The following is a 22534-nucleotide window of genomic DNA, read 5'->3' as shown; positions in this document are numbered from 1 at the left end:
GTATCGCCGCCCCTCCGGCGCTCAACAGAGCTCAGATCATCTGGCCGCCGGAGACCTCGATGCGCTGCGCGTTGACCCAGCCATTGCCTGCCGACAGCAGCGAAGCAATGGCGCCGCCGATGTCGTCTGGCAAGCCCACGCGGCCGAGCGCCGTCTGCGATGCGATGGCGGCGTTGAGCTGCGCGTTGTCACGCACCGCACCGCCACCGAAGTCGGTCTCGACGGCGCCCGGGGCCACCGCGTTGACCGAGATGCCGCGCGCACCCAGCTCCTTGGCCAGGTAACGCGTGAGCACCTCCACGCCGCCCTTCATGGCCGCGTACGCCGCGTAGCCGGGCAGGGCAAAGCGCGTCAGGCCCGACGACACGTTGACGATGCGCCCACCGTTGTTGAGCAGCGGCAGCAGCGCCTGCGTGAGAAAGAAGACGCCCTTGAAGTGCACGTTCATCAGCTCGTCGAACTGCGCTTCGGTGGCGTCGGCAAAGCTGGCGTTGGCGCCGACGCCGGCGTTGTTGACCAAGTGGTCGAAGCGCTCGCGCTGCCACTGCTGCGAGAGCGCGCGCTTCACCTGCGCGGCGAAATCGCGAAAGCTACGGCAGTCGCCCACGTCGAGCTGCAACGCCACGGCCTGGCGGCCGAGCGCGCATACCTGCGCCACCACCGCATCGGCCTCGGCGGCGTTGCGGTGGTAAGTGACGATGATGTCGCTGCCTTGCCCGGCCAGCTTCAGGGCAGCGCTCTTGCCTAGCCCGCGGTTGCCGCCGGTGATGAGTGCGATAGGGGTGAAAGTGGGGAGTGTGCTCATGTCAGATGTCTCATGGAAAGGGTTGCGGTGAAGGCACTTTATTGATTCACCCGTCTGAGATAAATTGGCTCTAAATGATTTGTTTGTTCAACCCATGAGAACAATAGACCCCACACACCTGCAGATCTTCGTGCGCGTAGCCGAGCTGGCCAGCTTCAGCCAGGCCGCAGACCAGCTGAGCCTGCCCAAGGCCCGTGTGTCCACCGCAGTACAGCAGCTCGAAGGCCAACTCGGCACACGCCTGCTGCACCGCACCACGCGGCGCGTGCAGATGACGCAAGACGGCCAGGCCTTCTACGAGCGCTGCAAAGACGTGCTGGCCGACATGGACGAGTTGCAGGCCATGTTCCAGCAAGGCGTGCAAGCCCTGCGCGGCCGGCTGCGGGTCGACCTGCCCGCGCTGATCGCGCGCGAGCAGGTGATCCCGCGGCTGCCGGAGTTCCTGGCGGCACACCCGCATCTCGACATCGAGCTCGGCAGCACCGACCGCCGTGTCGACCTGGTACGCGAAGGCTTCGACTGCGTGCTGCGCGTCGGCACGCTGGTCGACTCTGGCCTGGTGGCGCGGCCGCTAGGCGAGCTGCGGCAGATCAACTGCGCGAGCCCCGCCTACCTGCAGCGGCACGGCACGCCGAAGACGCTGGCCGACCTGGCCTCGCACCGGCTGGTGCACTACGTTCCCACGCTGGGCGCGAAGGCGGCGGGCTGGGAGTATGTGGAGGGCGGCATGGAAAGCCGCGAGCAAAGCGGCCGCACCCGCTCGCTCGCCATGGCGGGGGTGCTCACGGTCAACAGCACCGAGTCATACCAAGCGGCGTGCCTCGCGGGCCTGGGCCTGATCCAGGCACCGGCGGCGGGCGTCACGTCACTGATCCAGCGCGGGCTGCTGGTGGAGATACTGCCCGACCATCGCGGGCCGTCTCTGCCGGTGTCACTGCTGTATGCCAACCGACGCAACCTGCCGCAGCGAGTGCAGGTCTTCATGGCCTGGCTGGCACAAACGCTCAAGCCCTACCTCGACAGCTGAGCGAGGCTTCTGAGTTCAGCAGTGCTGATCATGCTGACGGCGCTGAGGGATGAGCCCAAACACCCCCGCGGGTCGCGGGGGTTTGAACTCAATGGGGCGGCAGGGGTGTTGCCAGCGAGCGCGGAGTATCCCCGCGGCCTGCAGGCCTACACGAGAGAGAGGGCTCTCTAGGTTTTGGGGGTGTTGCACCGCCTCCACATGCAGGTGCGGTTTGTCGCTTAGGCGTCGCTAACTTGCTTGCGCGCCGGGCTTGCCCAACTCCACGCCGAAGCGCGCCGCGGTGTTCACAGCCGAGCTGGGCTCTTTGGGCTCGGCCACATGAAAGAGGCTCGCCTCCAGCCGCTTGGCCCCGAGCGTGAAGCCCACATAGCCGCGCTGATCGCTGTGCGCATAGTGGATGTGCGGGTTGAGCAGGCGGCCAGCTTCGGCGCGCGCCTGCGACATGCCGTTGCTGGTGATCGAGGTGCCGCAAAACTCCGTGGCGACCACCGGCGACTTGGCATCGTCGTAGTCGGCCTTCAGGTCGGCCACGAAGTGCCCGTGCACGTCGCCACCCAGCACCACCGCGCCGGGCAGTTTGCGCTCGGCCACGCTGGCGAGCAGGCGATTACGCGCTGGAGCGTAACCGTCCCAGCCGTCCGTCCAGTAGGTGCCGGTGCCGCCTTGTGATGTGTCAGACCACGACAGGCGCGCCATCAGCGTTTGTTGCGCCAGCAGGTTCCAGGGGCGCTGCACGTCCCAGCCTTGCGCCAGCCAGCGCTCCTGGTCGGCACCCAGCAGCGTGCGCTTGGGGTCGAGAAGGTCGGGGCAGTCTTTGAGCGCCACGGTGTTCGAGCCGTGGCGGCCGGGCTTGGGGCAGGCCTGCACGTCGCGGTACTGTCGATCGTCGAGCACGTGAATGCGCGCCAGCGTGCCCCAGTCGTAGCGGTCGTAGATGCGCATCTCGCTGCCGTGCGGGCGCATGGACTTGGGAAACGGCATGTGCTCCCAGTAGGCCTGCGTGGCCGCGGCGCGGCGCTGGCGGAAAAAGGAATCGGGCGTCTGCGGCGTGTCGGCGGCGTAGTCGTTTTCGACCTCGTGGTCGTCCCACACCACCATCCAGGGCGCCACGGCGTGCGCGGCTTGCAGCGCAGGGTCGCTCTTGTACTGCGCATAGCGGGCGCGGTAGTCGTCGAGAGTACGTGCGGCCGTGCCCACGTGGTAGCGCAGTGCGATGGGCGGCGAGGCGTACTCGTAGATGTAGTCGCCCAGAAAGAGCACCAGGTCGAGGTCTTGCGTGGCCAGGTGGCGCCACGCGGCGAAGTGGCCGTGGTCGAAGCGCTGGCAGCTCGCAATGGCAAAGCGCAAGGCGCTCACCTGGGCATCGGGCGCCGGTGCGGTGCGCGTGCGGCCCACCGCACTTTGCTGGCCGAGCGCGGTAAAGCGGTACCAGTACCAACGTGCCGGCTGCAGGCCCGCGGGCTCGGCGTGCACGCTGTGCGCCCACGACGACTCGGCCTGCTCGATGCCGCTGGCGGCGATCTTCTTGAAGGCTTCGTCTTCGGCGATTTCCCAGCGCACGTCGACACGCTCGGGCAGCGACGCGCCTGTGAGCCGCGTCCACAGCACCAACCGGTCGTGGCGGGGGTGGCCGGAGGCGATGCCGAGGTCGAATCGCGGGGTGTCGGCGGCCAGCGCGTGCCGCACGAACAGCGGCGCAAGAGACAGGCTCAGAACCTGGCGGCGTGTGGTCAGAATGCTCATGGCTGGCTGGTTTACCACAGGCCGATCGAACGCAACTGACTATCATGCGCGGCCCTCTCTGAACCACCATGGCCGACACCCTCAACTCTGCCCAAATGGAAGCCGTGCACCACCTCGGCGGCCCGTGCCTGGTGCTGGCCGGCGCGGGCTCGGGCAAGACGCGCGTGATCACCCACAAGATCGCGCGCCTGCTGGAAGCCGGCTACGCGCCAGGGCAGATCGCCGCCATCACATTCACCAACAAGGCCGCGCAAGAAATGCGCGAGCGCGCCAAGTCGCTCATCGGCCCGCGCGCGGCCAAGAACCTGGTGGTGAGCACCTTTCACTCGCTGGGCGTGCGCATCTTGCGCGCCGAGGGCGAGCGCCTGGGGTTGAAGCCGCAGTTCAGCATTCTCGACAGCGATGACGTGCTGGGTGTGCTGAAAGACGCCGGCAGCACCACCGACATCAAGCTCGCACGTGGCTGGCAATGGACCATCAGCCTGTGGAAAAACCAGGGCCTGAACAGCGACACCGTGCAGCCCGAAACCGACGACGAGCGCGTGGCCCAGCAGGTGATGAAGCGCTATGAAGAGCGCTTGGCCGCCTATCAAGCCGTTGATTTCGACGACCTGATCGGCCTGCCGCACAAGCTCTTGCAGCGCGACGCCGAGGCGCGCGCCAAGTGGCAAGACACGCTGCGCTACTTGCTGGTCGACGAGTATCAAGACACCAACGCCATCCAGTACGAAATGCTCAAGCTGCTGGCGGGCGAGCGTGCCATGTTCACCGCGGTGGGCGACGACGACCAGAGCATCTACGGCTGGCGCGGCGCCACCATCGACAACCTGCGCCGACTGCCGGCCGAGTACCCGCAGCTGAGGGTGATACCGCTGGAGCAAAACTACCGCTCCACCGGCCACATTCTTCGCGCAGCCAATGCGGTCATCGGCCACAACCCCAAGCTCTTCGACAAGAAGCTGTGGAGCGACCTGGGCGACGGCGAGCCGGTGCTGGTGGTCGAGTGCGACAACGAAGAGCACGAAGCCGAGCGTGCGGTGGCACGCATTCAATCCCTGCGTGGCCAAGGGGGTGAGGTGCAGTTCAAAGACTTCGCCGTGCTCTACCGCGCCAACCACCAGGCGCGTGTGTTTGAGAAATCACTGCGCCGCGCCAACATTCCGTACAAGGTGTCGGGCGGGCAGAGCTTCTTTGACCGTGCCGAGATCAAAGACCTGTGCGCCTGGCTGCGCCTCTTGGTCAACAACGACGACGACCCTGCGTTTTTGCGCGCCGTGACCACGCCCAAGCGCGGCATCGGGCACCAGACGCTTTCGTCGCTCGGCGAGTTCTCGGGCAGATGGAAGACCAGCCTCTTTGAAGCCTTGTTCGCCGAGAGCCTGGGCACCGCGCTCAAGGCTGCCGCCGTCGGCTCACTGCACGAGTTCGGCCGCTACGTGAACGACCTGGAGTACCGCGCGCGCCACACCGTGGGTGCCGAAGACGCCAAGCTGCTGCTGATGGGCTGGTTGAAAGACATCGATTACGAGAAGCACCTCTACGAAGGCGAAGACAGCGAGAAGCTCGCCGCCAGCCGCTGGAGCAACGTAACCGACTTCGTCGACTGGATCGCCAAGCGCTGCGGAGGCGAGATTGAAAACGACGGTGGCGTCAGCGTAGAGACCGAGAAGAAGAGCGTGCTCGACGTGGCGCAGACCATCTCGGTCATCATCAGCCTGGCCGAGCGCGGCGACGAGCAAGACGTGGTGACGCTCTCCACCCTGCACGCCAGCAAAGGCCTGGAGTGGCCGCATGTGGTGCTGGCCGGCGTGAATGAAGGCCTGCTTCCCTTTCGCAGCGAAGACGACGAGATGACGCCCGAGCGCCTGGAAGAAGAGCGCCGACTGATGTACGTGGGGATTACGCGCGCACGACGCACGCTAGCGGTGAACGTGCTGCGCCGTCGCAAAAAGGGGCGCGACACCATTCAAGGCGTGCCGAGCCGTTTCATCAAGGAGATGAAGCTGCACGAAGCCAAAGCTCAGGAAGACCCGCGCGAAAAGCTCAAGGCCCTGCGGGCAGCGGCGGCCCTGCGGGCCGAGCAAGCCAAGCTGGCGGAGCCCCGCAAGGCCGGCCCGGCCTGAGCGCCACCCAGGCCACGCGCGCCCGCGCCATTGCTGCCGGTACGCGGGGCATCGCCCCGCTCACGCAGTCCAGTACCTCGAATAGGTCGCGAGAACGGGAGCCTTCACGATGTCGGCACCGGTGGTCGAGTTGATGAGGACGACTGCGTATTCGCCGGGGTTCACCGTGTTTTGCCGCCATTGCCACCCGGTGTAGCCTATGCCCGCGGCGTTCATGCGGCTGAGGCCCGCATCGAGGTAAAACTGGTCGGGGTCGTCTGCGCTTCGCACGCCGAACTGCTGGATGAACACCGGCACGTTGCGCGAAGTCTTCATCGCCGACAAGGCGCCCAGCCGCGACTCGAGCGTCGCGATGTTTTCCGCCTGAGTTTTGCTGGTGTGGATGAACAGGTTGCCGGTGTAGACGACGCGATTAACCCAGCGCGCGGCCGGAATGTAGGCCTCATCGCAAAGGCTGATGTTGTAGGAGTCGCGCGCACCAACGAGGAAGGGCGTGCGCTTGTCTCCCGCCACGTCCTCGATGGCGGTCATCAGCTCCTGGTAGAAGGCCGACACGTCGTCGCCATACGACGCGTCTCTGCCTTGCAGCGGCTCCGGCAGCAGTTCGTAGAACGCGATCTTCGGCGTGTCTTTGAGGATGCCCGCAAGGTAGACCCAGGCCTCTTTGAACAGCTGGCGCTGCGTCAGGTCAGTCCAGAAGTTGTGGCCGCCGGGGTAGCTGCCGGTGGCGTCGCAGTAGCTGATCATGTCGGCGCTTTGCAGGCCGCTCTGGCCGCAGTTTGAGTCGATGACCGGCACCACCCACAGCCCGGCATCGATGCACCACTGGATCTCCGTCAGGAACTGGGCCAAGTGGTCCGGTTTGAAATGCCCCGACGACGCATCGGATAGCGCATCGGACCGGCTTTCGATGTCCGCGGTGCCATATAGGCCCCACCAACGGATCAGCACGCGCACCACGTTGGCGCCCTGGGCCGCAATGGTGGTGGCGTCGTAGCTGCGCATCTCGCCCCAGGTGCCCTCGTTGATGCCGCGAAGCTGCACGGTGCTCCCGTCCGGCGCGCGCATGGTCGAGCCGCTCAGCGAGAGCCGCGCCGGTTGTGGGCCAGGGGGAGGTGGTGGTGGCGGAGGTGGCGGTGGTGTGGGCGACGAGCTGCTACCGCCACCGCCGCCGCATGCTGCGACGGCAACGGCGCTCGCCAGCGCGATCAGCGTGGCCCTGCGGCCGGGTAGACGCGGTACGGCGTTGGAGTCGGATGGTGTGTTCATGCCCGCAAGACTGAGCGGCACGGGTTGCTCCGATGTTTCCTCGATGTGAAGGGCGTGTAAACGCGCCTTTCGACAATGGCAGAGCCGGCTCGCCTGCGATTCTCTTGGGGCTGCGAGCAGGCGGCTGTGCCTGTAAAGCTGCCCGCGTTGCGCGCTCAGGGACAAGGCCGGGCCGGCCTGAGTCGCTCAAGCCATAACGCGCTGCATTGCCTTATGCGCTGGCAGCCCCGACGCGCCGGCGCACCCAGCCCAAGCCGCCGAGCAAACCCGATGAGAGCAGCCAAATCGCCGCAGGCACCGGCACGGCCGTTGGCACGCTATCTGAGCCGCCAAAGTAGGCGCTGGTCACCCCACTCACATTGAAACCTGCAATGTGTGCTGCGAAAAACCTGTTGCCCTCGGCCGCGTTATTGGTGGAGTTTTCGGTGAAGCTCGAGAGCCCGAGCCCGGAATTCACCAGTTGAAAAATCAACGGGGTCAGTCGTGCCGAGCCGGTGGTTCCAACGGCCACTTCAAAGCGGCCAAAGCCGTCCAGTTGATTCGGTGGTGGCGCGACAGACGCGGTCCACTGGGTCGGCAAAACCCATTGCGCGTTGCTGCCGGCGGCATCCTGCAACGGGTTGGTGTTGCCCACGACGTTGAAAGCAAACTCCTGGATGCCGAAGTTGCTGGCTGCGATCGACGTCAGCGGCGCGAGCAAGGTCACGGTGAAGGTGAGCCGGTTGGCCGTGTTGTCGTCTATCGTGACTCGCGCGTAGTTCACGTTGTCGGCCAGTGTCGGGTTCACGTTGACCTGGTTCAGGTAGTAACTCACCATTGCGGCCTCAGCCGAGCCGGCCCACAGGCTTGGCAGCGCCAAGGCGGCAAGCAAAAGATGACTGCGTTTCATGAATATCCCCTCGATGCAGCGGCGGGTAGCCCCGGCCTGGGCCACCGGCGCATCCACACGGCACTCGGTTGGTACCACTTTATGAAGAAAGTGTGACTGCTTCACACGCGGGGTTCGTAGTCCGCTGACTACGAGCCATAGCCCAAATGGACGCGCTGGCGCCGCACCGCGCCGCCAGCGCCACAAGGCAGGTAAGAAGATAGGTGTACCGTGCGACACACTGGCCTGGACGGAGGAGCCCACATGTCAAACCCCGAAGCAGCAGCCTCGCCCCGCGCCAGGCTCCACAGCTACCTCTACAAGCGCCACTCGTTGCCGGTGCGCGTGATGCATTGGCTCAACGTGGTGTCGTTGACCGTGCTGCTGATGAGCGGCTTGATGATCTTCAACGCCCACCCGTCGCTCGACTGGGGCAAGTCGTCTTACACCGGCCGGCCCTCAGTGTTCGAGATCACCGCCCTGCGCACGAGCAGCGGCCAGCTGATGGGGGTCACGCGTGTATTCGGCCACCAGTTCGACACCACCGGGGTGCTAGGCGTGTCGGCCGGGGCGAACGGGCAGCCGGCCGTCCTCGCATTTCCGTCGTGGCTCACCATCCCCAGCAGCTACTCGCTGGCCGCAGGGCGCTTGTGGCACTTCTTCTTCGCCTGGCTGCTGGTGCTGAATGGCCTCTTTTACGTGGGCCACGCCCTCTGGAGCCGCCACCTGCAGCGCGACCTGCTGCCCACGCGGCCCGATTGGCGCGGCATCGCCCAATCCATACGCGACCACCTGCGCTTCAAGCACCCGCAAGGCGAAGCGGCCAAGCACTACAACGTGCTGCAAAAGCTCAGCTACCTGGCGGTGATCTTCGTGTTGCTGCCGCTCATCATCCTGGCGGGCTGGGCGATGTCGCCGTGGCTCAACTCGCTGCTGCCGGGCTGGGTCGACCTGCTCGGCGGGCGGCAGTCGGCGCGCACCATCCACTTCATCGTCGCGTGGCTGCTGGTGGCCTTCGTGCTGGTCCACGTGTTCGAGGTGATCGTGAGCGGGCTGTGGAACCACCTGCGCTCCATGATCACCGGTCGCTATCGCATCACCGAAAGCACCACTGAAGAGAGGAACTGACCATGGCCAAGCCACTGCACCGCCTCGGCATCACCCCCGAGGCCCTCGCCAAGCGGCGCTTCCTGACACGCGCGGTCGGCGGCACCGGCGCGCTGCTGCTGGGCGGCTGCGACAAGCTGAATGACAGCGCAGTCTTCAAGAATGTTTTGTCCAGCGGCGAGGTGCTCAGCGAGAGCCTGCACCGTACGCTGGGGGGAAGGGTGTCGATGGCGCAAGAGTTTGCGCCCGAAGACATGTCGCCCAGCTTTCGCGGCAACGGCAACACCAACCCCGACAGCGCCGAGTACAAGGCGATGGCCGCCAACGGGTTTGTCGACTGGAAGCTGGTCGTCGACGGCCTGGTCGAGCAGCCCGGCGCATGGTCTTTGGCCCAGCTGCGCGCCATGCCCAGCCGCACGCAGATCACGCGCCACGATTGCGTGGAAGGCTGGAGCGCCATAGGCAAATGGACCGGTGTGCCGCTTGCGCAGGTGCTCGCCACCGCCAAACCCAAACCGCAGGCACGCTACGTGGTATTCCATTGCGCTGACTCGTTTGGCAGCGAGCGTTACTACGAGAGCATTGCCATGGACGATGCCTATCACCCGCAAACGCTGCTGGCCTACACGCTGAACGACAAGACGCTGCCCATCACCAACGGCGCGCCGCTGCGCCTGCGGGTGGAGCGCCAGCTCGGCTACAAGCAAGCCAAGTACGTGATGCGGCTGGAGCTGGTCGACAGCCTCGCCGGCATTGGCGGCGGAAACGGTGGCTTCTGGGAAGACCAGGGCTACCAGTGGTACGCAGGCATCTGAAGCGGGCCGCGCCCTGACAGTGCGCACTTCAGTTTCAAGGCTGCAGCCCATCTTGCCCTGGCTGGTGGCCCTTAGCGCCGCGCTGTGCATCGCAGCTGCGCTGGGCCTGTTGGCACCCGCGCTCGCCTTCGTCTTCAAGCCGCTCACCACGCTGCTGGTTATCGCGTACGCATGGCCGCGTGGGGGTGGTGAGCCGCGGCAGCGGCGGCTGGTGCTGATCGGTCTTGCGCTCTCGCTTGCAGGCGACGTGTTTCTGCTCTGGCCCAAGCAAGGCTTTCTGCCTGGCCTGGTGTCGTTTCTTCTCGCACACCTGGCCTACATCGCCGCCTTTTGCATGCCGGTTCGCCTGGCCGCGAAGCCACTCGTTTTCGCAGCCTATGGTGTGATCGCCGCGCTCATCTTGAGCCAGCTGTGGAGTGGCGTGCCGCCGGCCTTGCGCGCGCCGGTGGTCGCCTACGTGCTGTGCCTCGCGACCATGGCCGCGCAGGCAGCCACATGGTGGTTCAGCCGCAGCGCCGAACGCCCTGCGCGCTGGGCAGCGGCGGGCGGTGTCTTGTTCATGGCCTCTGACACGCTGCTGGCGTTCAACAAGTTTTCGGCCCCGCTGCCGCTGTCGGCACTTTGGATTCTGGCCACCTACTGGGCTGCGCAGTGGTGCATTGCCAGCACGCTCAAAGGTGCAACACCGCTTAGAGCTTGAACACCGAGACCGTTTGCGCCAGCGCGGCGGCCTGGTGCTTCAAACTCTCGGCGGCGGCCGCGCTCTCTTCTACCAATGCGGCGTTTTGCTGTGTCACCTGGTCGAGCTGCGTGACCGCATCGCCGATCTGGCCGATGCCACTCGTCTGCTGCAGGCTCGCGCTGCTGATCTCGCCGATGAGGTCGTTGACCTTCTGCACCTGCGCCACGATGTCGTCCATGGAGCGGCCCGCATCGTCGACCAGCCGGGTGCCGGCTTCCACCTTGTCGACGCTTTCGCCGATCAAGGCCTTGATCTCCTTGGCCGCCTGCGCACTGCGCTGAGCCAGGTTGCGCACTTCGGCGGCCACCACGGCAAACCCGCGGCCTTGCTCGCCGGCACGTGCTGCTTCCACCGCCGCGTTGAGCGCGAGGATGTTGGTCTGAAAGGCAATGCCGTCGATCACGCCGATGATGTCGGAGATCTTTTTCGAGCTGGCGCTGATGGCTTGCATGGTGCTGACCACCTGGCCCACCACGTTGCCGCCTTCGGCCGCGGCAGTCGCTGCGTTGGATGCGAGCTGCGCAGCCTGCTGCGCCGTGTCGGCATTGTTCTTCACGGTGACGGTCAGCTGCTCCATCGAGGCTGCCGTCTGCTGCAGGTTGCTCGCCTGCTCTTCGGTTCGCTGGCTCAGGTCGGCGTTGCCGGTGGCAATTTCGGCCGAGCCGGTGGCAATGGAGTCAGACGCATTGCGCACTTCGCTCACGATGCCGACCAGGCTTTGGTTCATGCGCTTGAGCGCGGCAAGCAGCTGGCCGATCTCGTCTTTGCTGGTGACGCCTATGCGTGAGCTCAAGTCGCCCTGGGCCACCGTTTCGGCCACCCGCACAGCCTCACCCAGAGGCCGGGTGATCGAGCGCGTGACCCACGAGCACAGGCTCACCGCCAGCACCAGGGCCAGTGCAGAAAACACCAACTGCATGGCGGTAAGACGGGCCTGCATCGACGCGATTTCGGCGCTCACACCCTCGGCGCGCTTCATCGCGCGTTCGCTGATCTGGTCGCTGGTGGCCTCCAGGCCTTGCACTGCCTCTTTGTACTTGCCAACCTCGGCGTTGGCGGCCTGCGTAGACGCAAGTTCGCCACGCTTGACCATCTCGACCACGACCCCGATGCCGGCCACGTAGGTGGCGAAATGCTTGCCCATGGCGTCTACGGCCTTGGCGTCTTCGGGCGAGAGGTCGAGCTGGCGCACGCGGGCCAGGGCCTCAGTGAGCTTCACCCGCGCGGCATGCCACTTCTTCATGTATTCGCCGCGCTTGTGCTCGTCGGCCATGTTGATCAGCGCGTCTTTCTCGTAGCGGCGTTCCTGCAGCACCAAGCCCTGAATGCCGGACGACTGCTGCGCCAGTTGCACGTCTTGCGCCAGCACGCGCTGGCTGGTGGTCGAGAGCGAATTGATTCCCCACAGGCCGGTGCCAGTGACGGCGGCCAGGGCGGCCAGCACACAGGCCAACACCAAGGTGAGGCGGGTGCCGATCTTCAGGTTGTTCAGAGCGTTCACTTCGGTTTCCCACTGAGGCAGCCTGCGGGCGCTGGCTGCTGCTCATGCGGTTATCGGAGCGCCCACGGCCTAACTTTAATTTGAACGAAACAAATGAATCATCCAAATTAAACAAGGATTAGCCGTCATTCCCCCGAACGAGGCCCCCTCACATCACCGACTGAAGCGTGTCGATGAAGGGCTGCGGGTCGACCGGCTTGGCGATGTAGACCACCTCGGGCGGCAGGTCGCCCATGCGCGCCATCTGGCGCGGCGTGAGACTGGACACCGCGATGATCAGCCGCGGCCGCACCACGCACTGGGTGGACAACTGGCGCAGCATCTCTACGCCATTCATGTGGGGCATGACGATGTCGGTGACCACGATGTCGGGGGCGTTCTGGCCTATGGCCACCAGCGCCTGTATGCCGCTCTCGAACGCGACCACGCGCGCCGTGGGCAGGGCCTCGCGGATCAGCAGGGTGAGCAGGTCGCGGTCACTGGCGTCGTCTTCCACCAGCATCACCGACGGCTCGGGCTGCTGAAAGACCGTGGGCGCATCACGCGCCTGGTTTTCGAACATCTGCTCGGCGCTGTCGGCGTCAATGCGGCGGTGCCCGCCGGGCGTCTTCCAGGCCTTGAGCTGGCCAGCGTCGACCCATCGCTGCACAGTAGGGATGGAGATGCCCAGCCGTTTCGCAACGTAGGCGGTGGAGTAGGAGCGGGGGCGGCTGCCAGGCGTTATGGGTTCAGACACGTCAGGGAGTATCGGTGGAAGTATCAGGAGACAGATTCAGGGAAGGCGAAGCCTTGAAACGCTCGCTCAGCGCGGCCAGCACCTCGGCATGCCGGCGTGCGAACTCGTCGGCCAGTGCCGGCCACAGGGCGCGCTCGTCGGCATCGGCCGCCACTTGCAGTCGGCGTGCAGCGTCGGACAAAGCCAGCGCCCCAATGGTTCCGGCATTTGCCACCAAACCGTGAGCAAGTGTGGCAATGGTCGCGGTATCGCCCGCCGCCAGCGCCGAGCGCAGCTGGGCCACGTCATCGCGCCGTGCGTCGAAAAACTGGCGCAAGATCTTGTCGTAGAACGCCTGCCGGCCCATGCAGTTCTTCAGCCCGCGCTCGAACGACACCGCCTCTCCAGGCGGCGCCAAAGATGGCAGCCACTTGGCCACCACTGCAAAGAGCTGGTCAGGGTCGAAGGGCTTGGTGATGTAGTCGTTCATGCCCACCGCGTAACACTTGTCGCGGTCGCGCTGCATGGCGTGTGCGGTCATCGCGATGATGGGCAGCAGGGCAAAGGCCGGGTCTTGGCGTATGCGCAAGGTGGCCTCGTGGCCGTCCATCACCGGCATCTGCACGTCCATCAGCACCAGTTCAAACTGGCCCGCGCGCACCTGCTCAACGGCCGCCTGCCCATTCAAAGCCACGCTCACCTGCATACCCGCCACGTCGCGCAGCAGCTCGCTGGCCACCAGTTGATTGAAGTCGTTGTCTTCGACCAGCAGCACGCTGCGCCCGACCAGGCTCTTGGGCGGCCCCACCTGGGCGAGCGCCGCAGCGGCCACGGTGGCGGCCTGCGCGCCGAGGGCGGTGACGATGCTGTCTTGCAGCGTGGAGCTGCTCACCGGCTTGCTCAGGCAAGCGCTCAAGCCCTCGCGCGCGGCGCGGCGCGGCAGGTCTTCGTCGCCATAGGCGGTGATGAGGATCACTTTGAGGGCAGCGGCCGGCGCGTGCGATGCATCGGCGCGCAGGCGTTGGATGACCTCGAAGCCGTCCATCTCGGGCATCTTCCAGTCGAGCAGCAGCAGGCTATAGGGTTCGCCCGCAGCCTGCGCGCGCTTGAGCTCGGCCAGCGCCAGCGCGCCCGAGTCGACCAGGGTGGGACGGTAGTGCAGGCCTGTCAGCAGGTCGTTGAAGATCTCGCGCGAGTTGGCGCTGTCATCGGCCACCAGCACGCGCAGACCCGCGTGCGGTGAGTCTTCTTCGCGTGCGGCTTGTGCAGCAGCTTCGGCCATGGCCGGCAGGCCGAAGCTGACAGTAAAGAAGAAATCGCTGCCGCGCCCCGGCTGGCTGCGCACCCCGATCTCGCCCCCCATCAGCTCCACGAGCTTCTTGCAGATGGCCAAGCCCAGGCCGGTGCCACCGTACTGGCGCGTGGCAGTGGTGTCGACCTGCGCGAAGGGCTGAAACAGGCCGCTCATCTGCGCCTCGCTCATGCCTATGCCGGTGTCACGTACCGAAAAGCGCAGGGTCACACGGTCCTGCGCTGACAGCACCGCCCGCACCGTCACCACCACGATCTCGCCGCTCTCGGTGAACTTGACGGCGTTGCTGCACAGGTTGACCAGCACCTGCTCCAGCCGCAGCGGGTCGCCGATCAGCCGCGCGGGCACGTCGGGCGAGGTGTTGAGCAACAGCTCCAGGCCCTTTTGTTGAGCCTTCAGGCCGACCACCGCGGTCACGTGATCGAACACGCCTTGCAGCGAGAACTCGCGCAGCTCCAGGTCGAGCTTGCCGGCTTCGACCTTGGAGAAATCAAGTATGTCGTTGAGGATGCTCAGCAACGCGCTGGCAGCCGAGCGTGTTTTTTGCAGGTAGCCGCGCTGGCGCGGCGCGAGCTCACTGCGCAAGGCCAGGTCGGTCATGCCGAGGATGGCGTTCATCGGCGTGCGGATCTCGTGGCTCATGTTGGCCAGGAACTCGGCCTTGGCGAGCACGGCAGCATCGGCCGTGTCTTTCGCCTCGGCCAGCTGCTGGGTGCGCACCGCCACCTTTTCTTCCAGCGAATCGTTGGATTGCGCCAGCGCGTTGGTGGCCTGCAAGAGCTTGGCGCGCATGACCTCGTGCGCCTGGGCCAGGTCGTCTAGCTCGGCCCAAGGCGTCAGCACGCGCACCGGTTGGTCTAGCTGCAACTGGCCGATGCGCTCGCTCTGGCGCGCGAGCTCGCCCAGCGGCCGCGCAAAGCGCTGGGCCTGCCAGGTGGCGGCCAGCCAGGCGAGCAGCAGGCTGGCCAGCGCGAGCGCGATCACGAGCAACGCCTGCTGCGAGGTGGCCGGGGCAAAGTCGGCCAGCGGCGCCATGGTCGCCACCCAGAAGGTCTGCGTGCCCAAATCGCTGCGGGTGAAGGTGGCCAGCCAGACCTCGCCGCCCGAGCGAAAGCGCAGCAGCCCGCTTTCTTGTGCGCCTTGGCTGCGCCAGCGCCGGTAGCCTTCGGACAGCGGCGCCACCTCGATCGCGTCAGCCACCTTGAGCACGGCCGATTTCATCGCCTCGTCGTTCGAGAACGCTGGCACGCGCGGCACGCCAACGACCTTGCCGTCTTGGGTGAGCACCGTGACGAAGCCGCGCCGGCCGGCCACGATGTTGCGGGTGAAGCGCGACAGGTCGATCAGCTTGATGTCGCTGGTCATGGCGTAGCGCTCGCCGGCGGGCGTTGTCCAGCGCACCACAGCCGACAGGCCGGGCTCTAGCGACGAGCGGAAGGTATAGGGCTCACTCCAGTAGATGTCTTGCTCGCTCGTGAGGCCCATGCCGCCCTTGAACCAGGGCCGGCTGCGCGCGTCGTAGTCGAAGGCCTGCGTCTGGTCGGACAACAATTTGCCGCCGCGCCAGGTGAGAAAGCGCGCACGCCCCGGGCTCTTGGCCGGGTCGGTAAGGCGGTTGACCCAGCCATCGCGCTCAGTGCGCAGCAGCAGCAGCTCGCGTCCCGACGTGTTGGCCACCACCATCGACGAGAGCTGCGGCCCGCGCTCAAGCAAGGGCTGCAGGAGGGCGTTGAATTGCTCGGGTTGGTCGATGTTGATCAGCCCGGCCTGGCCCCAGTCGTGGTTGAGCCTTGCAATGGCCTCGACACGGTCGACCAGGGTACGCATGCGCGCCACGACCTGCCCGGATGCCACCCGCAGCTGCGAGGTGGCCCGCTCGTCGCTGACAGGCACCACCACCAAGGCGTACAGCGCAATGATGAATGCCGACAGCGCACCGAAGACCAGCGTGAAGGCTGCGATGACCAGACTGCGGCGCAGAGAAGTGCGCTTGGGCTTGGGCGCGAGCTTGGGCTCTGGCTTGGAATTGGCCGGTTCCAGCATGGGTGCAGGGGCGAGACGGGGTGCGAATGATCATGCCACGCACCCTGGCCCTCAGGCACCAGCGCAAACACCTGCGCACACGCCAAGCCAGCGCGCAGTGCCTGGTCTCACAGCCGCCTACATGCCCTTGAACAGGCCGGTGAAGCTGCGGCTCACCTCAAGCTTTTCGTTGTGGCCTTTCACGCTCACCAGTTGGCGGCCGCGCATGTCGCGGCTCACGCCGGCAATGGCCTTGGTGTTGACGAGCGTGGAGCGGTGGATCTGCCAGAAGAGCTCGGGGTCGAGCTCGTCGATCAGCTCCTTGATGGGCTTGCGGATGAGCGCTTCGACCGCGGCCGTCTGCACGCGGGTGTACTTCTCGTCGGAGATGAAGAAAAGCACCTCTTCCACCGGAATCATCTGGATGCTCTGGCCCACCGTCGCCTGAATCCACTTGAGGCGCTGCGTACCAGGCGTGAGCTGGCCCGCCAGTTTGCGCAGCAGCTGCTGCATGTCGGCGCCGGCCGAGGGCGGCGGCTCTTGCGTGGCAGCTCGCTGGGTGAGGCGATTCTTGATGCGCTCGACGGTGAGCTGCAAACGCTCGCGCTCGGCGGGCTTCAGCACGTAGTCGACCACGCCTTGCTCGAAGGCCTCGACCGCGTACTGGTCGTAAGCGGTGATGAAGACGATTTCGCAGCCGGGCCAGTCTTCCTGCTCGTCGGGGATCTGCGCGATCTGGCGCGCGGCCTCCACGCCGGTGAGGCCGGGCATGCGGATGTCGAGAAACACGATGTCGGGCAGGTGCGCTCGCGTGAGCTCCACGGCTTCGAGGCCGTTCTTGGCCTCGGCCACGACCTCAAGCTCGGGCCAGGCCTCGGCGAGGCGTGCGCGCAACTGCTCGCGCATCAACCGTTCATCGTCTGCAATGACTGCTCGAATGCTCATCGCTGTCTCCCTTGTCATTCCCGCGAAAACGCGAGTGACCTCAACTGTTTGATTGCGCGCTGTAAGGCACGGTGATCGTCACCGACGTGCCGCCGCCCGGATTCTCCGCCACCGTGAGGCTGCCTCTGGTGCCGTAGAGCAGCTGCAAGCGCTCGCGAATGTTGGGCAGGCCGATGCCGGTGCCGGCGGTGGCTGCCTTGCCGAACCCAAGGCCGGTGTCGGCCACGGTCACGGCCAGCTTGCCATGCACGATCTCGGCGCTGACCGTCAGCGCGCCGCCTTCGGGCTTGGGCTCCAGGCCATGCTTGATGGCGTTTTCGACCAGGCTTTGCAACATCATCGGCGGGAACTCGGCCGACAGCAGGCCATCGCTCACGCGAATGTCGGTCGCGAGGCGGTCTTCCATGCGCACCTTCAAGATTTCGAGGTAAGGCCGTATCACCGCGAGCTCTCGCCCCAGGTCACGAGCGCCCTGCGCATTGGCCTCGCGCATGGTGGGCATGCTGGCGCGCAAGAGCGCGATCAGGTTCTTTTGCATCTTGCTGGCGCGCGGCGGGTCGGTCTCGATCAGGTGGTCGATGCTGGCGAGCGTGTTGAAGAGAAAGTGCGGCTCCACCTGCGCTTGCATGGCGGCCATGCGGGCCTCGATCACCTGGCGCTTGAGAGCCTCGCTCTCGGCCATCTCGGTGGCGACCACGGCCTGCGCCTCGGCCTTGAAGCGGCCAGCCGCCATCAGCTTGGTGATGCCCGAGATCACGATCAGCAGAAACGCAAAGCCGGGCATGTGGTCGCCCGGTCGGAAAGCCTTGATGCGGATCTCGCGCATGCCGGGGTGCTCGCTGGCGGCCTCTTCGGCGTCTGCGACGGCCTGCTTGGCGTCGGCGATGGCCTCTTTGATGGCGTCTTTGGCTTCTTCGATGGCCTCACGCACGTCGTCGTTGGCGGCGGCATCGGGCATGTCGACCTTCACGCCGGGGAGGTCGATGTGCACGTTGGCGGTGCCGCTGGCTGCCGATGCGGGTGCACTGGCAGCAGCAGGCGCCACGCGCACCCCGTTCTTGTCGATGGTGACCGAGTAACTCTTGCCCTTGAGGTCGAACATGGCCTTCTCGCTCCCGGGCGGGTTCGGAGGCTCTGGCGCCTTGGGTGCCTTGGGCGGCACCACGGTCCGCGCCGGCTTGTAGATGACCGTGTCTTCGCCCCAGCGGATGTTGAACGGGGGGAGTTCGGCCGCAATGCCCGAGACGATGAGCGTCAGCAACGCCAGCACGAAGAAGCGAATCCAACTGATGCTGTCGAGCCAGCGCGCGTACGCGCCGAAACCGCGCAGCAGGGCGGCAAAGAGCCCCGGCAGACCGGGGGAGGAAGCAGGGGATGTAGCCATGGAGCCACTGTAAGCCGCACCGCAGAGTCACGGCCAGCGCCAGGCGACAGGCCGAAAGAACGCCCTGACAGGCTGCCGGCCAGGCCGACGAACGTCGCACGTCTGGCTTCAATAGCCGTGCAGGTGGGGAGCCATTGGCGCCCGGCGGCAGCCCGATGCCCGCGCAAGGCCTCAGGCCAAGACCAGACACCTCCTACACAGATAGGCGTTCATCGCTGATCGCGGCAAGGCCGCGTGGGGAGTTCAATGGCCCTCAACCCACCCCTTTTTTAAAGGACATTCTTATGACGCAGTACGACACCCAAGAAAGCTCTTCCCGTGAGCAGCTGTGGGACCTGATCAAGAACATCAAGTTCGCCATGTTCACCACTCGCCACAGCAACGGACACCTGCATTCGCGGCCCATGACGACGCAAAACAAGAAAGTCGATGAAGACGGTAGCCTGTGGTTCTTCATGTCACGCGCCGGTGAGCCGGTGGCCGACCTTGAAACTGAGTCCACCGTCAACGTGGTCTATTCCGACCCGGGCAAGGACAGTTATGTCTCCGTCTCGGGAACTGCGCGTGTGGTGGAAAACCTGGCCAAAAAAGAACAGCTCTGGAACAAATTCAACGAAGCATGGTTCCCGGGCGGCGCCACCGACCCCGACCTGGCCCTGGTGCAGGTGCAGATCACCCACGCCAACTACTGGGACGTGAAGTCGAGCAAGCTGGTGCAGCTCTTTGCGATGGCCAAGGCTGTCGTGACGGGCAAGCCCCCCAAGGACATGGGGACGCACGGCGAAGTGCGCATGCGTTGATGCAGCCCGCCACCCCCCAGGGAGAGACGGGCATGCACACACTCAAGACCTACATCATCGAAGACAGCGCGGTCATCCGCGAAAGCTTGATCGAGTTGCTGGAAGAGTCGGTGCCAGTAGAAGTGGTCGGCACCGCCGAAGACGAGTTGACGGCCCTGAGTTGGATCGAAGACCACCGCAACTGCGATCTCATCATCGTAGACATCTACCTCAAGGGCGGCTCTGGCCTCGGCATACTAAAAGCCGGGGCCGGGGTGTTCAACAAGCCGGCGAAGTGGGTCGTGTTCAGCAACCATGCCACGCCCGAAATGCGCACACGCTGTTTAGAGTTGGGTGCCGATTGCGTGTTCGACAAGTCGAACGAGATTGACGAGTTGCTGCACTATTGCACTCGGCTGGCAGATTCTGAAACGGTGAACTGAGCGCGCAAGACGGCACTTTCTACTGTCAACCGAAAACGGCTCCCGCAAGGGAGCCGTTTTCGTTGCGGGCCCTCGCAAATGTCCGTCCCGACAGCTTCTACCTGCCCGCGACATGCCAGCACGTTTCGGAATTTAAGTTGACGATGATGTCTGACCGGAGATGTGGCATTAATTTCGGAATTCAATGAATTCCTCAACAGCAGGAGGATGGGTGTGGCATGATTTCGGAATTCAAGAAATAACGCCTTTGACAGCCAGCCGAAGGCCCTCACCCCTGGAATTCCGAAATGACTTTCAACCCTCCATCCCCACCGCCCGAACTCCTGCGCATCACGGACACCGGCGCCTTGGGCCCGGCCATCCGAGCCCGTCGTCGGGCGCAGTCGCTACGCATTGACGACGCAGCCTCTTTGAGTGGCGTCTCGGTCGACCTGCTCTCTCGCCTCGAGAACGGCAAGGGCTCCGTGCGACTGGACAAGCTGCTGGCGGTGTTGGACGGCCTGGGGCTCGCACTCCTGCTCGGGCCCAAGGGCCATCCGACGATGCAGTCCGTCTCGCGTGCCGCCGTCGAGCTTCCGAAACGGCCATGAACTCGGCCACCGGCACGGCCTCTGGCGCCGCAGTTGCACCGCACTCGCTCAACCTCTGGGCCGATGGTCAGAAGGTCGCGACGCTGGGCTACGAGGCTTTGAACGACCGGTGGTCGCTGGGCTACGACGCGGACTGGGTCGCGAAGCCGGGCGCGTTCCCCCTTTCGCCCGCGCTGCCCTTCCAACCCGCAGCCAACGGCTATGCGGTCGGCGCCGTAAAGCGGTTCGTGGAGAACCTGCTGCCTGAGGGCCGCGCACTCGACATCGCGGCCACGACCTACCGAGTCTCAAAGTCGAACATCTACGCGCTCATCAGCGCACTGGGGACCGAGACCACCGGGGCGTTCCGGTTCTGGCGCTCGGATGAAGTGCCACCCGTTGTCGCCGCCCAGCCGCCGCGTGAAGTGACCCGCGAAGAACTGGACCGACGAATTGCCGAGCGCGACCAGATTCCTCTGGCCGTCTGGGATGGCAAGGTCCGCATGTCGATTGCGGGCGTGCAGGACAAGCTGATGGTCTACCTGGACCGCCCTCTCGGCGACGGAGGCCATGTGTTCCTGGTCGAGCCGCCCTTGGCATCGACGCACATTCTCAAGCCCGACCCGGCGCGTCTGTTGACGCCGCATCTGGTCGTCAACGAACACTTCTGCATGTCCTTGGCGCGGCGCATGAAGCTGCCCGTTGCGGAGGTCGGCATCTATCGAACGCCGACGCCGGTGCTCGTCGTCCGCCGCTTCGACCGGGTTGTGGTGCCAGGCGCCGGGGATGGCGCCAACGAGCCCTCAGTGCAACGCCTGCACATCATCGACGCCTGCCAGGCTTCAGACCTGCCCGAGAGCTACAAGTACGAGCGGAACCTGGGGAGTGGCGAGCACGTCCGCAACATCCGGGAGGGCGTGAGCTTCGAAATGCTGTTCGAGCGCGTAGAGCAGACCGTCGACAAAGCCGTGGCGCGCATGACCCTGCTCCGATGGGCCTTGTTCCAGTTCCTCATCGGCAACTCCGACGCGCACGGCAAGAACTTCTCGTTCTTCGTCCGTCGCGAGGGGCTCGACCCGGCGCCTTGGTACGACCTGGTCAGCCTGGCGCAGTACCCAGGCATCGACCACGAGTTGGCTATGGCCTGGGGCGATGCGTTCTCGGTGGACGAGGTGGGGGCGTTTCAGCTCGCCGACTTTGCGCAGCGATGCGGGGTCGACAGGAACCTGCTCAAACGCGAGGCCACGCGGCTGGCCAAGCTAGCGGTGGAGCACGCGCCGGCACAGGCCTTGGCGGATGACTACATCGACGATGGTGAGCGCGCCTTTGCGGGCCAGCTTCGAGATTTTGTAGTGGGACAGGCGACCCGGCTGACCCGGCTGGCGGGCGAGGCGGCCAAGATAAAGGCGGAGTTTCTGTGACGCCTTGAAGCGCACTTCCCGCAAGCCAGCGCTCTACCGCCTTTTGTAGAAGGAAGGCCTTAAACGTAGAAAGCCCCGAGCAGCAGACTGCACGGGGCTTCCTATGAAAACTTTGGTGGCCTGGGGCGGAATCGAACCACCGACACGCGGATTTTCAATCCGCTGCTCTACCAACTGAGCTACCAGGCCTAGGTCACGTGTGGGGTACCAAACGTGAGCCGGCGATTATAGCCATTTGCGCAGGGTCTTCAGTTGCCTCCCGCGCCCCGCTTGTTTCGGCTCAAGTCCACGCCCAGCTGCTTGAGCTTGCGGTAGAGATGGGTGCGCTCCAGGCCGGTCTTTTCGGCGACACGGGTCATGCTGCCGTTTTCCTTGGCGAGGTGAAACTCGAAGTAGCTCTTCTCGAAGGCGTCGCGCGCCTCGCGCAGCGGGCGGTCGAGCTCGAACATCTGCTCGGGTTGCGGCCCCAACACCAGCGGCGCCACCGGCAGCATGCTGCCGCCTGTCATCACCGTTTCAATGGTGACGTTGGAGTCGACGCGGGTGAGCATGGCCGCAGGCGCGGCGCTGCGTGAGGCAGGCTTGGCCAGCGCCTGCTCCACGGCGCGCAGCAGCTTTTGCAGCGTGATGGGCTTTTCCAGAAAGGCGATGGCGCCGACCTTGGTGGCCTCGACGGCGGTGTCGATGGTGCCGTGGCCCGACATCATGATCACGGGCATGGTGAGCAGCGACGCAGTGCCCCACTCCTTGAGCAAGGTGATGCCGTCGACATCGGGCATCCAGATGTCGAGCAGCACCAGGTCGGGTCGCACACGCTCGCGAGCCGCCCGCGCCTGGGCCGCGTTTTCAGCCAGCTCGACGCTGTGGCCTTCATCGGTCAGGATCTCTGACAGCAGGGCGCGTATGCCCAGTTCGTCGTCTACAACAAGAATGGTGGCCATGAA

General features: G+C 65.3%; 19 protein-coding genes and 1 tRNA gene. 9 read left to right on the top strand and 11 right to left on the bottom strand.

The window, feature by feature from the left end; genetic code table 11:
• Positions 1-31: 31 nt before the first annotated feature.
• Positions 32-805 (bottom strand): SDR family NAD(P)-dependent oxidoreductase, encoded by a 774-nt coding sequence (locus AC30QB_RS02415; RefSeq protein WP_489544595.1) that lies wholly within the window; start codon positions 803-805, stop codon positions 32-34.
• Positions 806-899: 94 nt separating this feature from the next.
• Between AC30QB_RS02415 and AC30QB_RS02410 the strand changes: the two genes are divergently transcribed.
• Entirely contained in the window at positions 900-1832 is a 933-nt protein-coding gene (locus AC30QB_RS02410; protein ID WP_489544594.1) for a LysR family transcriptional regulator, read from the top strand.
• A gap of 228 nt (positions 1833-2060) precedes the next feature.
• Here the strand turns inward: AC30QB_RS02410 and AC30QB_RS02405 are convergent, their stop codons facing one another.
• Positions 2061-3575: an alkaline phosphatase D family protein gene (locus AC30QB_RS02405; RefSeq protein WP_489544593.1), complete on the bottom strand. Its 1515-nt coding sequence runs from the start codon at positions 3573-3575 to the stop codon at positions 2061-2063.
• Between the two features lie 68 nt (positions 3576-3643).
• On the opposite strand from AC30QB_RS02405, the gene AC30QB_RS02400 reads away from it, so the two are divergent.
• Positions 3644-5698: an ATP-dependent helicase gene (locus AC30QB_RS02400; protein WP_489544592.1), complete on the top strand. Its 2055-nt coding sequence runs from the start codon at positions 3644-3646 to the stop codon at positions 5696-5698.
• 60 nt (positions 5699-5758) lie between these two features.
• On the opposite strand, the gene AC30QB_RS02395 is transcribed toward AC30QB_RS02400, so the two are convergent.
• Complete coding sequence (locus AC30QB_RS02395; protein WP_489544591.1) at positions 5759-6967, bottom strand: glycoside hydrolase family 5 protein; 1209 nt, start codon at positions 6965-6967, stop codon at positions 5759-5761.
• Between the two features lie 211 nt (positions 6968-7178).
• The gene (locus AC30QB_RS02390; protein WP_489544590.1) at positions 7179-7913 is read right to left on the bottom strand and encodes a hypothetical protein; all 735 of its coding nucleotides are present in this window, start codon (positions 7911-7913) and stop codon (positions 7179-7181) included.
• A 186-nt stretch (positions 7914-8099) separates the two neighbouring features.
• On the opposite strand from AC30QB_RS02390, the gene AC30QB_RS02385 reads away from it, so the two are divergent.
• From AC30QB_RS02385 to AC30QB_RS02375, 3 genes are read left to right on the top strand one after another with little or no spacing between them, the layout of a single operon-like run.
• Positions 8100-8963 (top strand): cytochrome b/b6 domain-containing protein, encoded by an 864-nt coding sequence (locus tag AC30QB_RS02385; protein ID WP_489544589.1) that lies wholly within the window; start codon positions 8100-8102, stop codon positions 8961-8963.
• A gap of 2 nt (positions 8964-8965) precedes the next feature.
• Positions 8966-9757 carry a molybdopterin-binding protein gene (locus AC30QB_RS02380; protein ID WP_489544588.1) on the top strand — a complete coding sequence of 264 codons (792 nt, stop codon included), beginning with the start codon at positions 8966-8968 and terminating at the stop codon, positions 9755-9757.
• Positions 9758-9809: 52 nt separating this feature from the next.
• Positions 9810-10457, top strand: coding sequence for a lysoplasmalogenase (locus AC30QB_RS02375; RefSeq protein ID WP_489544587.1), 648 nt, complete (start codon positions 9810-9812; stop codon positions 10455-10457).
• On the opposite strand, the gene AC30QB_RS02370 is transcribed toward AC30QB_RS02375, so the two are convergent.
• From AC30QB_RS02370 to AC30QB_RS02350, 5 genes are all read right to left on the bottom strand, one after another.
• Positions 10447-12000 carry a methyl-accepting chemotaxis protein gene (locus AC30QB_RS02370; RefSeq protein WP_489544586.1) on the bottom strand — a complete coding sequence of 518 codons (1554 nt, stop codon included), beginning with the start codon at positions 11998-12000 and terminating at the stop codon, positions 10447-10449. The genes AC30QB_RS02375 and AC30QB_RS02370 overlap by 11 nt on opposite strands.
• Before the next feature lie 148 nt (positions 12001-12148).
• Entirely contained in the window at positions 12149-12736 is a 588-nt protein-coding gene (locus AC30QB_RS02365; RefSeq protein ID WP_489544585.1) for a response regulator, read from the bottom strand.
• Between the two features lies 1 nt (position 12737).
• Entirely contained in the window at positions 12738-16070 is a 3333-nt protein-coding gene (locus AC30QB_RS02360) for a response regulator (protein ID WP_489544584.1), read from the bottom strand.
• A 117-nt stretch (positions 16071-16187) separates the two neighbouring features.
• Positions 16188-16994 (bottom strand): LytR/AlgR family response regulator transcription factor, encoded by an 807-nt coding sequence (locus tag AC30QB_RS02355; protein WP_489544583.1) that lies wholly within the window; start codon positions 16992-16994, stop codon positions 16188-16190.
• Positions 16995-17034: 40 nt separating this feature from the next.
• Positions 17035-18378 (bottom strand): histidine kinase, encoded by a 1344-nt coding sequence (locus AC30QB_RS02350; protein WP_489544582.1) that lies wholly within the window; start codon positions 18376-18378, stop codon positions 17035-17037.
• A 284-nt stretch (positions 18379-18662) separates the two neighbouring features.
• On the opposite strand from AC30QB_RS02350, the gene AC30QB_RS02345 reads away from it, so the two are divergent.
• From AC30QB_RS02345 to AC30QB_RS02330, 4 genes are all read left to right on the top strand, one after another.
• Positions 18663-19178: a pyridoxamine 5'-phosphate oxidase family protein gene (locus tag AC30QB_RS02345; protein ID WP_489544581.1), complete on the top strand. Its 516-nt coding sequence runs from the start codon at positions 18663-18665 to the stop codon at positions 19176-19178.
• 32 nt (positions 19179-19210) lie between these two features.
• Positions 19211-19600, top strand: coding sequence for a response regulator (locus AC30QB_RS02340; RefSeq protein WP_489544580.1), 390 nt, complete (start codon positions 19211-19213; stop codon positions 19598-19600).
• A gap of 287 nt (positions 19601-19887) precedes the next feature.
• Positions 19888-20190 carry a helix-turn-helix domain-containing protein gene (locus AC30QB_RS02335; RefSeq protein ID WP_489544579.1) on the top strand — a complete coding sequence of 101 codons (303 nt, stop codon included), beginning with the start codon at positions 19888-19890 and terminating at the stop codon, positions 20188-20190.
• Positions 20187-21590, top strand: a complete 1404-nt coding sequence (locus tag AC30QB_RS02330) for a HipA domain-containing protein (RefSeq protein ID WP_489544578.1) — start codon at positions 20187-20189, stop codon at positions 21588-21590. The genes AC30QB_RS02335 and AC30QB_RS02330 overlap by 4 nt, the downstream gene beginning before the upstream one ends.
• A 113-nt stretch (positions 21591-21703) precedes the next feature.
• On the opposite strand, the gene AC30QB_RS02325 is transcribed toward AC30QB_RS02330, so the two are convergent.
• Positions 21704-21779, bottom strand: a tRNA-Phe gene (locus tag AC30QB_RS02325).
• A 59-nt stretch (positions 21780-21838) separates the two neighbouring features.
• Positions 21839-22531 (bottom strand): response regulator, encoded by a 693-nt coding sequence (locus AC30QB_RS02320; RefSeq protein WP_489544577.1) that lies wholly within the window; start codon positions 22529-22531, stop codon positions 21839-21841.
• Between the last annotated feature and the right edge of the window lie 3 nt (positions 22532-22534).

Source organism: Rhizobacter sp. (genome assembly GCF_046595475.1).
Taxonomy (GTDB): domain Bacteria; phylum Pseudomonadota; class Gammaproteobacteria; order Burkholderiales; family Burkholderiaceae_C; genus Rhizobacter.
This window is presented reverse-complemented; position numbering and strand designations above follow the sequence as displayed.

Bases quoted from the DNA above. Each gene is read 5' to 3' on its own strand.
- AC30QB_RS02415 (WP_489544595.1), bottom strand. From the start codon at position 805: ATGAGCACACTCCCCACTTTCACCCCTATCGCACTCATCACCGGCGGC.
- AC30QB_RS02410 (WP_489544594.1), top strand. From the start codon at position 900: ATGAGAACAATAGACCCCACACACCTGCAGATCTTCGTGCGCGTAGCC.
- AC30QB_RS02405 (WP_489544593.1), bottom strand. From the start codon at position 3,575: ATGAGCATTCTGACCACACGCCGCCAGGTTCTGAGCCTGTCTCTTGCG.
- AC30QB_RS02400 (WP_489544592.1), top strand. From the start codon at position 3,644: ATGGCCGACACCCTCAACTCTGCCCAAATGGAAGCCGTGCACCACCTC.
- AC30QB_RS02395 (WP_489544591.1), bottom strand. From the start codon at position 6,967: ATGAACACACCATCCGACTCCAACGCCGTACCGCGTCTACCCGGCCGC.
- AC30QB_RS02385 (WP_489544589.1), top strand. From the start codon at position 8,100: ATGTCAAACCCCGAAGCAGCAGCCTCGCCCCGCGCCAGGCTCCACAGC.
- AC30QB_RS02380 (WP_489544588.1), top strand. From the start codon at position 8,966: ATGGCCAAGCCACTGCACCGCCTCGGCATCACCCCCGAGGCCCTCGCC.
- AC30QB_RS02360 (WP_489544584.1), bottom strand. From the start codon at position 16,070: ATGCTGGAACCGGCCAATTCCAAGCCAGAGCCCAAGCTCGCGCCCAAG.
- AC30QB_RS02355 (WP_489544583.1), bottom strand. From the start codon at position 16,994: ATGAGCATTCGAGCAGTCATTGCAGACGATGAACGGTTGATGCGCGAG.
- AC30QB_RS02350 (WP_489544582.1), bottom strand. From the start codon at position 18,378: ATGGCTACATCCCCTGCTTCCTCCCCCGGTCTGCCGGGGCTCTTTGCC.
- AC30QB_RS02345 (WP_489544581.1), top strand. From the start codon at position 18,663: ATGACGCAGTACGACACCCAAGAAAGCTCTTCCCGTGAGCAGCTGTGG.
- AC30QB_RS02340 (WP_489544580.1), top strand. From the start codon at position 19,211: ATGCACACACTCAAGACCTACATCATCGAAGACAGCGCGGTCATCCGC.
- AC30QB_RS02335 (WP_489544579.1), top strand. From the start codon at position 19,888: ATGACTTTCAACCCTCCATCCCCACCGCCCGAACTCCTGCGCATCACG.
- AC30QB_RS02330 (WP_489544578.1), top strand. From the start codon at position 20,187: ATGAACTCGGCCACCGGCACGGCCTCTGGCGCCGCAGTTGCACCGCAC.
- AC30QB_RS02320 (WP_489544577.1), bottom strand. From the start codon at position 22,531: ATGGCCACCATTCTTGTTGTAGACGACGAACTGGGCATACGCGCCCTG.